The sequence below is a fragment of the Paraburkholderia sp. SG-MS1 genome (assembly GCF_012275575.1).
Taxonomy (GTDB): Bacteria; Pseudomonadota; Gammaproteobacteria; order Burkholderiales; family Burkholderiaceae; genus Paraburkholderia.
Genome location: NZ_NPIH01000210.1, coordinates 20,941 through 35,042, shown reverse-complemented (window position 1 = coordinate 35,042; position 14,102 = coordinate 20,941). Strand labels below are relative to the sequence as shown.

The 14,102-nt window shown below is 64.6% G+C and carries 12 protein-coding genes; 10 read left to right on the top strand and 2 right to left on the bottom strand.

From position 1 onward, the window contains the following. From CIC12_RS17190 to CIC12_RS17175, 4 genes are all read left to right on the top strand, one after another. On the top strand, window positions 1-501 hold a 501-nt coding region (locus CIC12_RS17190; protein ID WP_168665286.1), incomplete at its 5' end, for an LPS-assembly lipoprotein LptE. A 66-nt stretch (window positions 502-567) separates the two neighbouring features. Next, window positions 568-1,686 (top strand): DNA polymerase III subunit delta, encoded by a 1,119-nt coding sequence (gene holA / locus CIC12_RS17185; RefSeq protein ID WP_168665285.1) that lies wholly within the window; start codon window positions 568-570, stop codon window positions 1,684-1,686. Between the two features lie 303 nt (window positions 1,687-1,989). Next, window positions 1,990-3,261: a glutamate-5-semialdehyde dehydrogenase gene (locus CIC12_RS17180; protein WP_168665284.1), complete on the top strand. Its 1,272-nt coding sequence runs from the start codon at window positions 1,990-1,992 to the stop codon at window positions 3,259-3,261. Window positions 3,262-3,337: 76 nt separating this feature from the next. Further along, on the top strand, window positions 3,338-3,754 hold the full coding sequence (locus CIC12_RS17175; protein WP_168665283.1) for a CopD family protein: 417 nt from the start codon (window positions 3,338-3,340) through the stop codon (window positions 3,752-3,754). Between the two features lie 111 nt (window positions 3,755-3,865). Here CIC12_RS17175 and CIC12_RS17170 read toward each other — a convergent pair whose 3' ends face one another. After that, window positions 3,866-4,711 (bottom strand): MurR/RpiR family transcriptional regulator, encoded by an 846-nt coding sequence (locus tag CIC12_RS17170; protein ID WP_168665282.1) that lies wholly within the window; start codon window positions 4,709-4,711, stop codon window positions 3,866-3,868. Between the two features lie 291 nt (window positions 4,712-5,002). On the opposite strand from CIC12_RS17170, the gene edd reads away from it, so the two are divergent. The 4 genes from edd to CIC12_RS17150 all read left to right on the top strand — a co-directional run bounded on the left by edd (window position 5,003) and on the right by CIC12_RS17150 (window position 9,770). Further along, window positions 5,003-6,943: a phosphogluconate dehydratase gene (edd, locus tag CIC12_RS17165; RefSeq protein WP_168665281.1), complete on the top strand. Its 1,941-nt coding sequence runs from the start codon at window positions 5,003-5,005 to the stop codon at window positions 6,941-6,943. 25 nt (window positions 6,944-6,968) lie between these two features. Beyond that, entirely contained in the window at window positions 6,969-7,610 is a 642-nt protein-coding gene (eda, locus tag CIC12_RS17160) for a bifunctional 4-hydroxy-2-oxoglutarate aldolase/2-dehydro-3-deoxy-phosphogluconate aldolase (RefSeq protein WP_168665280.1), read from the top strand. 252 nt (window positions 7,611-7,862) lie between these two features. After that, window positions 7,863-9,257, top strand: a complete 1,395-nt coding sequence (locus CIC12_RS17155) for a GntP family permease (protein ID WP_168665279.1) — start codon at window positions 7,863-7,865, stop codon at window positions 9,255-9,257. Between the two features lie 18 nt (window positions 9,258-9,275). After that, on the top strand, window positions 9,276-9,770 hold the full coding sequence (locus tag CIC12_RS17150; RefSeq protein ID WP_168665278.1) for a gluconokinase: 495 nt from the start codon (window positions 9,276-9,278) through the stop codon (window positions 9,768-9,770). 113 nt (window positions 9,771-9,883) lie between these two features. On the opposite strand, the gene purB is transcribed toward CIC12_RS17150, so the two are convergent. Further along, on the bottom strand, window positions 9,884-11,272 hold the full coding sequence (gene purB, locus CIC12_RS17145) for an adenylosuccinate lyase (protein WP_168665277.1): 1,389 nt from the start codon (window positions 11,270-11,272) through the stop codon (window positions 9,884-9,886). Window positions 11,273-11,590: 318 nt separating this feature from the next. Here purB and CIC12_RS17140 point away from each other — a divergent pair, with 318 nt between their 5' ends. After that, on the top strand, window positions 11,591-12,547 hold the full coding sequence (locus CIC12_RS17140) for a LysR family transcriptional regulator (RefSeq protein WP_168665276.1): 957 nt from the start codon (window positions 11,591-11,593) through the stop codon (window positions 12,545-12,547). A gap of 161 nt (window positions 12,548-12,708) precedes the next feature. Beyond that, window positions 12,709-14,031 (top strand): Glu/Leu/Phe/Val family dehydrogenase, encoded by a 1,323-nt coding sequence (locus CIC12_RS17135; RefSeq protein ID WP_168665275.1) that lies wholly within the window; start codon window positions 12,709-12,711, stop codon window positions 14,029-14,031. Window positions 14,032-14,102: the final 71 nt, after the last annotated feature.

Here is a 14,102-nt window from a genome sequence, read left to right as displayed (position 1 = left end):
GCCTGCGGTTTCCAGTTGCGCGGCCAGCAGGACTATGCATTCAAGCGCCTCTATGTTTCGGGCGGTTCCCCGGCCGCCGTCGCGCGGCTCACACGCATGGTGCAGGGCGGCAGCGACACGGTAGTGGTCAGCTCGCCGGCCAACGCCGACGCGTTGCTGCAGATCACGCAAGGCCGCAGTCTCAGCACGTTGACGCTGAACTCGCTGGGCGTGGTCGCGGAATATCAACTGAATCTCTCGATGACCTACACGCTGACCGGCAAGGACGGCACCATACTGATTCCGTCGAGCGTGATCGCGCTGAACCGCGCGATGACCTACAGCGACCAGTTCTCGCAAGCGAAGGCCGCCGAGTCCGACATCCTCTTCGCCGATATGGAAAACGACGCGATCGACCAGTTGATCCGGCGTCTGGGGGTCGTTCGCTCGTTGCATCCGGCGCCGGGCGAAGGTGTACCGGCCGTCGCGCCGCGTGCGCCGTTGCCGCCGCCGCCGCTGTAAGCATGATGGCGTATCCGCTGCTGTGTGTGATTCACCGCACCTGTTCAACCTCGCCGACCAGTAGCCATGCAACTGCGACTTGACGCGCTCGAAGCGCATCTCGCGAAGGGACTCGCCGGACTGTACGTCGTGTACGGCGACGAGCATCTGCTCGCGCAGGAAGCGTGCGACCGGATTCGCGCGACGGCGCGCGCGGCCGGCTTCACCGACCGCTCGGTGTTCACGGTCGAGCGCGGTTTCGACTGGAGTTCGCTGCTCGGCGCGAGTCAGTCGATGTCGTTGTTCGGCGACCGCCAACTGGTCGAGCTGCGCATTCCGTCGGGCAAGCCCGGCAAGGAAGGCGCGGATGCGCTGAAGGCGCTTGCCGCCGCCGTCAACGACGACGTGCTGACGATGGTCACGCTGCCGCGGCTCGACGCGGCCACGCAGAAGTCCGCGTGGTTCACGGCGCTCGCCGAAGCGGGCGTCGCATTGAAGATCGATCCGGTCGAGCGCGCGCAGTTGCCGAACTGGGTCGGGCAGCGGCTCGCGGCCCAAGGCCAGCGCGTCGCGGCCGGCGAAGAAGGGCGGCGCGCGCTGGCGTTTATCGCCGAGCGGGTGGAAGGCAATCTGCTCGCCGCGCATCAGGAAATCCAGAAGCTCGGACTGTTGTATCCGGCCGGCACGCTCGGCTTCGAACAGATTCATGACGCCGTGCTCAACGTCGCACGTTACGACGTCTTCAGGCTGAACGAGGCGATGCTGGCGGGCGACGTCGGCCGCCTCGCGCGCATGCTTGATGGCCTGCGCGGTGAGGGCGAGGCGTCGGTGCTGGTGCTGTGGGCGGTCGTCGAAGAAGTGCGCACGCTGCTGCGGATCAAGCGCGGTGTCGCCGCCGGCAAGCCGCTTGCGATGCTGGTGCGCGAGAACCGCGTGTGGGGTCCGCGCGAGAGGTTGATCGGGCCGGCGCTGTCGCGCGTCACCGAAGGCGCGCTGGAGAAGGCGCTTGCTTTGGCGGCGCGGCTGGATCGGCAGGTCAAGGGTTTGTCCGGCAGCACGCCGGGCAATCATCGCAACGATCCGCCGCCCGATCCGTGGGACGGTCTCTTCGAACTCGCCATGACGGTGGCGGCGCCGAAAACCGCGCCAGTGCCGCCGCCGAGACCTCGGGCGGGCACCCTGGCGCCGGCGCGAAGGCCGGCGTGAACCGAGGCGTGAAGGGCGCGTAGCGGCATTGGATCGCTTCGCGGAAGGTTCGGCAAATGCGGCGCCGTCGGCGTGTCGCGATGTGCTACTCGAGCGCCGCGTTTGCGGCCCTGTTTGCCGCCCTGTTCGCCACGGTGTCGGCCAGCGCATTTGCCCGTTCAGGCGCGCGCAGGTTCGACGCCGGTACGCCGCCCACGCCGCTGTGCCGAGCAAAGCACCTGCACCCGACTTACAATCGTTTCTTCTTTCGCCAATCCTGCCAGTCCGCCGCACATCGACGTGCGTGGCACTACGAGAATGACCATGGATATCGACCAGTACATGACCGACCTCGGCCGACGCGCGCGCCAGGCTTCGCGCGCGATGGCGCGAGCCTCGACGGCGGCGAAGAACGCCGCGCTCGCGGCCGTCGCGCAGGCTATCGAGCGCGATGCCGCGCTGCTCAAGGAGGCCAATGCGCGTGACCTCGCTCGCGCCCGCGACAAAGGACACGACGCCGCGTTCATCGACCGTCTCACGCTGTCGGACAAAGCGCTGAACACGATGGTCGAAGGCTTGCGGCAGGTCGCGTCGCTGGCCGATCCGATCGGCGAGATCAGCAATCTGAAGTACCGGCCGAGCGGCATCCAGGTCGGCCAGATGCGTGTGCCGCTGGGAGTGATCGGCATCATCTACGAATCGCGTCCGAACGTGACGATCGACGCCGCGGCGCTGTGCCTCAAATCCGGCAACGCGACGATTCTGCGCGGCGGCTCGGAAGCGCTCGAATGCAACACCGCGCTGGCCAGGCTGATCGGCGAAGGGCTGCAAGCCGCCGGTTTGCCGCAGGACGCCGTGCAGGTGGTCGCCACGTCGGATCGCGCGGCGGTCGGCAAGCTGATCACGATGACCGAGCATGTCGACGTGATCGTGCCGCGCGGCGGCAAGAGTCTGATCGAGCGGTTGATCAACGAAGCGCGCGTGCCGATGATCAAGCACCTCGACGGCATCTGCCACGTGTATGTCGACGATCGCGCGGATCTCACCAAGGCGCTGAACGTCTGCGACAACGCGAAGACGCACCGCTACGGCACCTGCAATACGATGGAAACGCTGCTGGTCGCGCGCGGCATCGCCGCAGACGTGCTGCCGCCGCTCGGCAAGCTGTATCGCGGCAAGGAGGTCGAGCTGCGCGTGGACGCGGCGGCGCGCGCAGTGCTCGCGGACGCGGGGGTGGGTCCGCTCGTCGATGCCACCGAGGAAGACTGGCGCACCGAATACCTCGCGCCGGTGCTCGCGATCAAGGTGGTCGACGATCTCGACGCGGCGATCGATCACATCAACACCTACAGTTCGCACCACACCGACGCGATCGTCACGGAAGACCATGACCGCGCGATGCGCTTCCTGCGTGAAGTGGATTCGGCGAGCGTGATGATCAACGCGTCGACGCGTTTTGCCGACGGCTTCGAGTTCGGTCTGGGGGCGGAAATCGGCATTTCGAACGACAAGCTGCATGCGCGCGGCCCGGTCGGACTGGAAGGCCTGACCTCGCTCAAATACGTCGTGCTGGGTCACGGCGAAGGCCGTCAGTAAGGCGGCATCATTTCGGGCGCGGTTACAGGCGAGTGTGCCTGGCTGCGCCAGCCACAACGTCGCACGAGGACCGCTGATGCTTTGGGTAAAAACGTTTCACATCGTCCTGGTTGCCTCCTGGTTTGCCGGCCTGTTCTATTTGCCGCGCATTTTCGTCAATCTGGCGATGGAAACGGAACCCGCCGCTACCGCGCGCCTGCTGATCATGGCGCGCAAGCTGTTTCGCTTCATGACGCTCATCGCGGTACCGGCGCTGGTGTGCGGGCTGTGGCTGTGGCTCGTGGTCGGCGTCGGCAGCGGGCAGGGCTGGATTCACGCGAAGGTCGGTGTGGTTGCGTTGCTGGTCATCTATCACGCGTATTGCGGCGTGCTGTTGCGGACTTTCGAGCGCGGCGAGAATCGTCGCTCGGACAAGTGGTATCGGATGTTCAATGAGTTGCCGGTGTTGGGGATGCTCGCGGCGGTCGCGTTGGTCGTGATCAAGCCGTTCTGATCGCGCGGTTTTCATAGGCGGCAGTGAGCAACGCAGAAGGGCGGTTTGCCGGCTGACCGGCAAACCGCCCTTGTCGTTTCTGGCTGCTGCTTGCGAAGGCGCTGCCGCCTCTTACCCGTGCGAATCCACTCTGCGCCGGTGAATCACCTCCTTGGTCTGCGCGAGTTTTTCCAGCAGGTCCGGTCCACGGCTGAGCGCCACGCCCACCGCCAGAATGTCGCCGATCGCCAGATGCGACACGCGCGAGGTCATCGGCGAAAAGATGTCCGTGTCCTCGTCGACGTTCGCGAACAGGCCGACTGTCGCGAGGCGCGCCAGCGGCGAGTTGCCGTGCGTAATCGCGATTACCTTCGCGCCCGCGCTGAGCGCGGCCTTCGCGGCGTCGATGATGTCGCGCGTGCGGCCGGTGTTCGAAATCGCGACCACGACGTCGCCTTCGCCCAATAGCGCCGCCGACATCAGAAACGTATGTGGGTCCGAATACGCGACGCTCGGCATGCCCAGCCGGAAGAACTTGTGCTGCACATCGAGCGCGGCGATGCCCGAGCCGCCCGCGCCGTAAAACTCGATGCGCCGCGCCTGCGCCAGCATCTCGATCGCCGCTGCCACGCTGTCCGACGACAGGTTGTTGCGCACCTGGATCAGCGCGCCGATGGTCCGGTCGAGCACCTTCGCGGCGACGCCCGGCGTCGGCTCGTCGGGACGCACGTCGCGATAGACGGCGGGCACCTCGGCGGCAATGCCCTGCGCGAGCCGAATCTTGAACTCACGGAATCCCGAAAAGCCGAGCGCATGACAGAACCGCGCGATGGTCGGCTGGCTCACGCCCGCACGGGCGGCAACTTCCGTCATTGACAGGTCGAGCACCTCGCGCGGTGCTTCGATCACGTAATCGGCCAGCTTGCGCTCGGAGGGGCGCAACTGTTCGCGCATCTCTTCCACCTGGGACAGCATCATTGGAAAACTCGCACTATGCTGAAGAATGTGTGGACTATATCTGATTGCATGAGAAGGTACAAAAACTACATATCCGGCTCTAGGTGTAATCCCTGGTTTTTTATCATTCAGCGCTTACTGGCTTCCAGTAAGGCGCGGAGTCGCATCCCGTGATGCCGCGGTGCAACAGGAAACGGCGTTGCGATCGTGTAGTTTTTCTACTAAGATGGCGTCGTCGGTTGAGCCGACGCCCCCGCGATACCTACCTGGCAAAGTGCGCGCGCGCCTGCCGCCAGCGACGAAGGAGCTCCGATGGTTTCCCCGCATTCGCAATTGTTGAAGGTCACGCGGCGCGTGATCGAGCGCAGCAAGCCCACGCGTGACGCGTATCTGGCCCGCATCCATCATGCGCAAGGCAAGTTCCCGGCGCGCGGTGCGCTCTCGTGCGCCAACCTGGCCCACGGTTTCGCCGGCCTCGAGGGCAACGACAAACTCGTCATCAAGCAGATCCGCGAGCCGAACATCGGCATCGTGTCCTCGTACAACGAGATGCTGTCGGCCCACGCGCCGTACAAAAACTACCCGGACATCATCAAGCAGGCCGCGCGTGAAAACGGCGGCGTCGCGCAATTCGCGGGCGGTGTGCCGGCCATGTGCGACGGCATCACGCAGGGCAACGCGGGCATGGAACTGTCGCTGTTCTCGCGCGAAGTCATCGCGATGAGCACGGCGGTCGCGCTCACGCACAACATGTTCGACGCCGCGCTGTGCCTCGGCATCTGCGACAAGATCGTGCCGGGTCTGCTGATCGGCGCGCTGCAATTCGGCCATCTGCCGACCATCTTCGTGCCGGCCGGCCCGATGGCGAGCGGCCTGTCCAACGACGACAAAGCAAAGACCCGCCAGCAGTTCGCCACCGGCCAATGCGGCCGCGACGCGCTGCTCGAAGCGGAGGCGGCCGCGTACCACAGCCACGGCACCTGCACGTTCTACGGCACCGCCAACAGCAATCAGATGCTGATGGAAGTGATGGGCCTGCATCTGCCGGGCTCGGCCTTCGTGCATCCGCATACGCCGCTGCGCGACGCGCTGACCGCGCAGGCCGCGCGCCGCGTGCTCGATCTGACGGTGGAGCGTGGCAACTACATGCCGATTGGGCACGTGGTTGACGAGAAGGCCGTGGTCAACGGCATCGTCGCATTGCTGGCGACGGGCGGCTCCACCAATCACACGCTGCATCTGGTTGCCATTGCGCGCGCAGCGGGCATCGTGATCGACTGGGACGACTTCGATACGCTGTCGCAAGTGGTGCCGCTACTCGCGAAGATCTACCCGAACGGCAAGGCCGACGTGAATCACTTCCACGCGGCTGGCGGCGTCGCGTTCCTCGTGCGCAACCTGCTGGAAGGCGGCTTGCTGCACGACGACGTGAACACGGTCGCAGGGAAGGGGCTCGCGCATTACACCGAAGAGCCGAAACTGCTCGACGGCAAGCTGGAGTGGGTGCCGGCCGTCGAGGCGAGCGCGGACACGGCCGTGTTGCGTGGCATCGACGAGCCGTTCCAGCCGGACGGCGGTTTGCGTCTGATGCAGGGCAAGCTTGGCCGCGGCGTGATCAAGATTTCGGCGGTGGCGGCGGCGCATCGCAAGGTGAAGGCGCCCGCGATCGTGTTCGATTCGCAGGAAGCGGTGCAGGAGGCGTTCGACAAAGGCGAGCTGAAGCGCGATTTCATCGCCGTGGTGCGCTTTCAGGGCGCGCGCGCTAACGGTATGCCCGAGCTGCATCGTTTGACGCCGCTGCTGGGTGTGTTGCAGGATCAGGGTTTCCATGTCGCATTGGTGACGGACGGCCGCATGTCCGGCGCCTCCGGCAAGGTGCCGGCGGTGATCCATCTGTCGCCGGAAGCATTGCTGCAAGGCCCGATCGGCAAGGTGCGCACGGGCGACATGCTGGTGATCGACGCCGAAGCGGGCGTGCTCGACATCGAGATCGACGCGGCCGAATGGGCGGCACGCCCGAACGCCGAGCCGCTGCATCAGGCGGAAAACGAAGTCGGCTTCGGCCGGGAGCTGTTTGGCGTATTCCGGGCGGCGGCGGCGCCGGCGGAGCAGGGCGCGTCGGTGTTCGGCAAGATGGTGGGCGAAGACGCGATCTCGCACGCTACCCCGCACGCGGATCAGCATGCCACGCATCACGGTGCCGCGGCCAAAGCGCATACCGACAAACACACAAGCACCACGCAAGCCAGCTAGTGCTGCAGAAACAAGGAGTCTGACTATGACGTCGAAAACAGTAAGCGATATCGTGCGCCTCGGCCCGGTGATTCCGGTGCTCGCGTTCGACTCGGTCGAACAGGGCGAACACGTGTCGCGCGCGCTGCATGCGGGCGGCGTGAAGGTGCTGGAAATCACGTTGCGCACGGCGGCCGGCCTAGAAGCGATCGAGCGCGCGAGCCAGTTGGCCGAGGACATCGTGGTCGGGGTCGGCACGATCACGAAGCCCGAGCATTGCGCGCAGGCGAAGAAGGCGGGCGCGCAGTTCGGCGTGTCGCCGGGTCTGACGAAGGACATGCACAAGGCCGCGCAGGATGCGGGCTTGCCGCTGCTGCCGGGCGTGATGACGCCCACCGACATCATCACGGCGCTGGAGCTCGGCTACGAGATCGTGAAGTTTTTCCCGGCGCAGCAAGCCGGTGGCGTGCCCATGCTGCAGGCATTCCAGGGCCCGTTCCCGACGCTGAAATTCTGCCCGACCGGCGGCATCACGGCCGAAACGGCGCCGCATTTCCTGTCGTTGCCGAATGTGGTGTGCGTAGGCGGTTCCTGGCTCACGCCGAAGGCCGCGTTGGCCGCGCAGAACTGGGACGAAGTCACGCGGCTCGCGCGGGCCGCCAGCCAGTTGGCCGCGCCGGCCCACTAACCGCCGCCGCGCGCACGGCAAGCCGCCTGGCAGCGGTGACATGCAAAGAGCCTCGCCGATACAGCCGTCCGGCTGTCGCGTCGAGGCTTCTTTGCGATTTGCACAGTGGATTTACGCGCGCTATCAGGAAACAAACAGTAAAATTCAGCGTCCGCGCGGTCAGCCGGGTTCTCCGGCACCGCACAGGCCGCCGTGAGACGAAGTGCTGACAGTGTTCCGCACTCAGAATCAATAACGCAAAGGAGGAGCTTCATGGAAGCTGTCCACGGCAGCATGCTGCTGGTTTACGGGGTCGTCGCGATCGCCTTGCTGATCTTGCTGATCACGCGCTACAAGGTTTATCCGTTCCTTGTTCTCATCATGGTGTCGCTGCTGCTCGGCCTCGTCGCCGGCATGCCGATGGCCACCATCGTCAAATCGTTCGAAACGGGTAACGGCAACACGCTTGGGCATATCGCGATCGTGGTCGGTCTCGGCACGATGCTCGGCAAGATGATGGCCGAATCGGGCGGCGCCGAGCGCGTCGCCACCACGCTGATCGATTTCTTCGGCGAGAAGCACATTCACTGGGCGATGATGGTCGTCGCGATCATCGTCGGCTTGCCGGTGTTCTTCGAGGTTGGTTTCGTGCTGCTGATTCCGATCGCGTTCAACGTCGCGAAGCGCACCAACAAATCGCTGCTGCTGGTCGGCCTGCCGATGGTCGCGGGTCTGTCCGTCGTGCACGGGCTCTTGCCGCCGCACCCGGCCGCGATGCTCGCGGTGCAGGCGTATCACGCGGATATCGGCAGGACCATCGCCTATGGGTTGATCGTCGGTGTGCCGACCGCGATCGTCGCCGGTCCGCTGTTCGCGCTGATGATCAGCCGCTACATCAAACTGCCGAAGGAAAACGCGCTGGCCGCGCAATTTCTCGGCAGTGCCGCCGACAACGGCGACGCGAAAAACGGCGCGGCAAGCACCGCGCCGAAGCGTGAATTGCCAAGCTTCGGCATCACGCTGTTCACCATCCTGTTGCCGGTGATCCTGATGCTGATCGGCAGCTGGGCCGATCTGATCTCCACGCCGAAGACCCTGCCGAACGATCTGCTGCGCTTCTTCGGCAACTCGGACGTCGCGCTGTTGACGGCGGTGCTGGTCAGCTTCTGGACGTTCGGAGCGAGCCGCGGCTTCAACCGCGACCAGATCCAGAAGTTCTGCGGCGAATGTCTTGCGCCGATCGCCGGCATTACGCTGATCGTCGGTGCGGGCGGCGGGTTTGGCCGCGTGCTGATGGACAGCGGCATTTCGAAGGAAATCGTCAACGCGGCAACCTCGGTGCATATGTCGCCGCTGCTGTTCGGCTGGCTGGTCGCGGCGCTGATCCGCCTCGCCACCGGTTCGGCGACAGTCGCGATGACCACCGCGTGCGGCATCGTCGCGCCGATCGCGGCGGCGGGCGCCGTGCAGGTCAAGCCGGAATTGCTGGTGCTCGCCACCGGTTCGGGCTCGCTGATCTTCTCGCACGTGAACGACGGCGGCTTCTGGCTGATCAAGGAGTACTTCGGTATGACGGTGGGGCAGACCTTCAAGACATGGTCGCTCCTCGAGACTATCATCTCGCTGATGGGTTTGGGCTTGACCTTCGCGCTCGCGGCGGTCCTGTAAGGAAGTAAGGAGTTTTTGATGATTTTGATCGCAATGGGCGTGTCGGGCGCCGGCAAGACGAGAATCGGCGAAATGCTGGCGGAGCGCCTGCACTGCGCGTTCACCGACGGCGACGCGTTCCACAGCGCCGCCAACAAGGAGAAGATGCACCACGGCATTCCGCTCACCGACGAAGACCGTTGGCCGTGGTTGAAAACCATCCGCGCCGCGATCGAAGACAAGCAGAAGGCGGGCGAGACGGCGGTGTTCACGTGTTCGTCGCTCAAGCGCTCGTATCGTGACATCCTGCGCGACGGCGACAAGGACGTGTGCTTCGTCTACCTGAAGGGGTCGCGCAAGGTGCTCGAAGAGCGTCTGACCACTCGCACCGGGCACTTCTTCGATCCGTCGCTGCTGCAAAGCCAGCTCGACACCCTCGAAGAGCCGGGCGCGGACGAGGCGATCACGGTGAGCATCGAACTGTCGCCGGAAGCAATCGTCGACGACGTGTTGAAGCAGGTCGAGGCACGGTGAGCTTGCGCTAGCTCATTCGCTCGTCACTGTAGAGACGAAAAAAAGCCGCTCCTCTGAGCGGCTTTTTTTACGCCCGCCTCGCGCGTCGAGGCAGGCCTGCATCAAGTGGCGAATCAGCCGATGCGCTTCGCCAGTTCGACCGCCTTGCCGATATACGAACCCGGCGTCATCGCGAGCAGGCGGTCTTTCGCGTCCTGCGCGATCGCGAGGCCGCTCACGAAGGTTTGCAGCGCTTCACGCGTGATGCCCTTGCCGCGCGTCAGTTCCTTCAACTGCTCGTACGGGTTTTCGATGCCGTAGCGGCGCATCACCGTTTGGACCGGCTCGGCCAGCACTTCCCAGCAATTGTCGAGGTCTTCGTTCAGACGCTGCGCGTTCACTTCGAGCTTGTCGAGACCGCGGATCAGCGAGTCGTACGCGAGCAGCGAGTAACCGAACGCGACGCCGATGTTGCGCAGCACCGTCGAATCGGTCAAATCGCGCTGCCAGCGCGACACCGGCAGTTTGTCGGCCAGATGGCGCAGCGTGGCGTTCGCGAGACCGAGGTTGCCCTCGGAGTTTTCGAAGTCGATCGGGTTGACCTTGTGCGGCATCGTCGACGAACCGATTTCACCGGCCTTGGTGCGCTGCTTGAAGTAGCCGACCGAGATGTAGCCCCACACGTCGCGGTCCAGATCCAGCAGGATCGTGTTTGCGCGCGAGACGGCGTCGAACAGTTCGGCCATATAGTCGTGCGGCTCAATCTGGATAGTGTACGGATTGAACGTGAGCTTCAGACGCTGCTCGACCACTTCGCGCGAGAACGCTTCCCAGTCGAACTCCGGATACGCGGAGAGATGCGCATTGAAGTTGCCGACCGCGCCGTTCATCTTGCCGAGCAGTTCGACCTTCGCGATACGGTCGATCGCACGTTCGAGGCGCGCGGCGACGTTGGCCATTTCCTTGCCGAGCGTGGTCGGGCTGGCTGGCTGGCCATGCGTGCGCGACAGCATCGGTTGAGCGGCGTGAGCATGTGCCAGCGCGACGAGGCGCTGATGCACCGAGCGCAGCGCCGGCAGGATCACGTGCTCGCGTACGCCAGCCAGCATCAGGCCGTGCGACGTGTTGTTGATGTCTTCCGAGGTGCACGCGAAGTGGATGAACTCGCTCGCGCGTTCCAGTTCTTCCTGACCCTTGACCGATTCCTTCAGCCAGTACTCGACCGCTTTCACGTCGTGATTCGTTACGCGTTCGATGTCCTTGATGCGCGCGGCGTCGTGCGCGGTAAAGCGCTCGGCCAGTTGCAGCAGGAATTGCTCGGACGCTTCGGAAAAGCGCGGCACTTCGGCGAAGCCGGCGCGCGACAGCGCGATCAGCCAGTGAATTTCAACCGTCACGCGATTGCGCATGAAGGCGGCTTCCGAGAGCCAGTCGCGCAGGGCTTCGGTTTTCGACGCATAGCGGCCGTCGAGCGGGGAGAGCGCGTTGAGCGCGAACAGGGTGTCGGGGCGGGTGTCGGACATGATGGGGATCGGGTCGAAGCGTTGAGCGCTCAGAGAGCGGATCGGGAACGGAGGGAACCGCGAATTTTACCACTGTGCTGGTGGCTGGCCGTCGGCGGCCGCGAATTTGCCGCGCGCGAGGCTGTCAGGCGCGGGGTACGGCGCCTTTGCAGACTGTTCGCTATCTCCCGCTGCGCGACCGCGGCACGTTGCCCGCGACCAGGCTCGTTACGCTAGAGGCAGATCCAAAGCCAAAGCCGCGCCTCGAACTGCAGCGCCGCGCTGCGCCCGCGCCGCTAGAATGCTGTCTTCTTCCTCCCGCCCGGCAGCACACTCCGCATGGAACTGAAATGGCTCGAAGACTTCGTTTCGCTCGCGGAAACGCGTAGTTTCAGCCGCTCGGCCGAACTGCGCCACGTCACGCAACCGGCGTTTTCACGGCGCATCCAGGCGCTCGAAGCGTGGCTCGGCACGGAACTGATCGACCGTTCGGTTTATCCGACGCGGCTCACGGCGGCCGGCCAGGTGTTCAACGAGCAGGCGCTCGCGATGCTGTCGCAATTCCACGAGGCGCGCGCGCTGCTGCGCGGCCACACGGCGACGCCCCAGGCGACCATCGAGTTTGCCGTGCCGCATACGCTGTCGCTCACGTATTTCCCGCGCTGGCTGCAACGGATCGAAGCGCAGATGGGCCCCATCCATACGCGGCTGCGGGCGTTGAACGTGCACGACGCGGCGTTGTCGCTGGTGGAAGGCGGCTGCGATCTGATGATGGGTTACCACCATCCGAGCCATCCTGTCGCGCTCGATCCGGCCCGTTACGACATGCTCACGCTCGGCAACGAGCCGATCAGCCCGTTCTCGGCGCCGGGCCGCGCTGGCCGGCCGCGCCACACGTTGCCAGGCACGGCCGAGGCGCCCGCGCCGTATCTGTCCTACACACCGAACGCGTATCTGGGGCGCATGACCGAAGTGATCCTCGCGAATGCGCCGGAGCGTCTGTACCTGGACCGGCTGTACGAGACCGACATGGCCGAAGGGCTCAAGGCGATGGCGCTGGCCGGCCACGGCATCGCATTTCTGCCGCACAGCGCGGTGGAAGACGCGGTCGCCGAGGGCAAGCTGATTCGCCTCGATCGTGCGACACGCGGCACGCCCGAAGGACAGCTCACGCTGAGCATGGAGATCCGCCTGTACCGCGACAAGCTCGCGGCGAAAAGCGACGATGCGCGGCAGATACTCGTGCGGCAATTGTGGGAGGTGGTGTCGGCGGAGCTGGGGCGGGACGCATCATAAAAGGGACTTGCGAGGGAATCGCGAAACCTGCGCCGCCACGACGTGAATTTGCAGCTTTCCGGAGGTTATGCAAAAAAAGCATAATCGGATAAGGAAACGGCATTGGATTTCAAAACGACGTTTTTCGACAATGCACGTATTCGATCAACGCCGGAGCGTTCATGTCTTCCCAGCAGCAAGCCGCCCAAGCAGCCCAATCCGCAGCATCGTTGCAGTCCGTTCCCTCGTACCTCAATAGCGAAGACCTCGGCCCCTGGGGCAACTATCTGCGCCAGGTCGACCGCGTCGCGCCCTACCTCGGCTCGCTGTCGCGCTGGCTCGAAACCCTCAAGCGCCCGAAGCGCATCCTGATCGTCGACGTGCCCATCGAACTCGATAACGGCACCGTCGCGCACTTCGAAGGCTATCGCGTGCAGCACAACGTGTCGCGCGGTCCGGGCAAGGGCGGCGTGCGTTATCACCAGGACGTGACGCTGTCGGAAGTGATGGCGCTGTCCGCGTGGATGTCGGTGAAGAACGCGGCCGTGAACGTGCCGTACGGCGGCGCGAAGGGCGGCATCCGCGTCGATCCGCGCACGCTCTCGCGGGGCGAGCTGGAGCGCATGACGCGCCGCTACACGAGCGAGATCGGCATCATCATCGGACCGAATACCGACATTCCCGCGCCGGACGTGAACACGAACGAGCAGATCATGGCGTGGATGATGGACACGTACTCGATGAACCAGGGCCAAACGGCCACGGGTGTGGTGACCGGCAAGCCGATCACGCTCGGCGGTTCGCTGGGTCGCCGCGAGGCGACGGGCCGCGGCGTGTTCGTGGTGGGCTGCGAAGCGGCACGCCGCATCGGCTTCGATATCGAAGGCGCGCGCATCGCGGTGCAGGGCTTCGGCAACGTCGGCGGGATTGCCGCGCGGCTGTTCCAGGAAGCGGGCGCAAAGGTGGTCGCGGTGCAGGATCACACCGGTTCGCTGTACAAATCGACCGGCATCGACGCGGGCGCATTGCTCGAACACGTCGTGAAGACGGGTGGCGTGGGTGGTTTCCCTGAAGCGGACGCCGTGACCAACGAGGAATTCTGGACCATCGAATCGGACATCCTGATTCCGGCTGCATTGGAAAATCAGATCACCGAGAAGAACGCTGGCAAGATCAGGACCAGAATCGTCGTGGAAGGCGCCAACGGCCCGACCACCACGGCGGCCGACGACATCCTGCACGATCGCGGCATTCTCGTGATTCCGGACGTGGTGGCCAACGCGGGCGGTGTGACGGTGTCCTATTTCGAATGGGTGCAGGACTTCTCGAGCTTCTTCTGGACCGAGGACGAGATCAACCAGCGTCTGGAGCGCGTGATGCGTGAGGCATTTGCCGCGGTATGGCAGGTGTCGAGCGAACAGAACGTGTCGGTGCGGACCGCGGCGTTTATCGTCGCTTGTAAGCGGATTCTGCAAGCGCGCGAAATGCGCGGTCTGTATCCCTGATTTACGTTTGAACGGCGAGTGCGCTACCCTGCGAATTCGCCGGCAATTTTTGCCTTGACGCGGTCCACGAG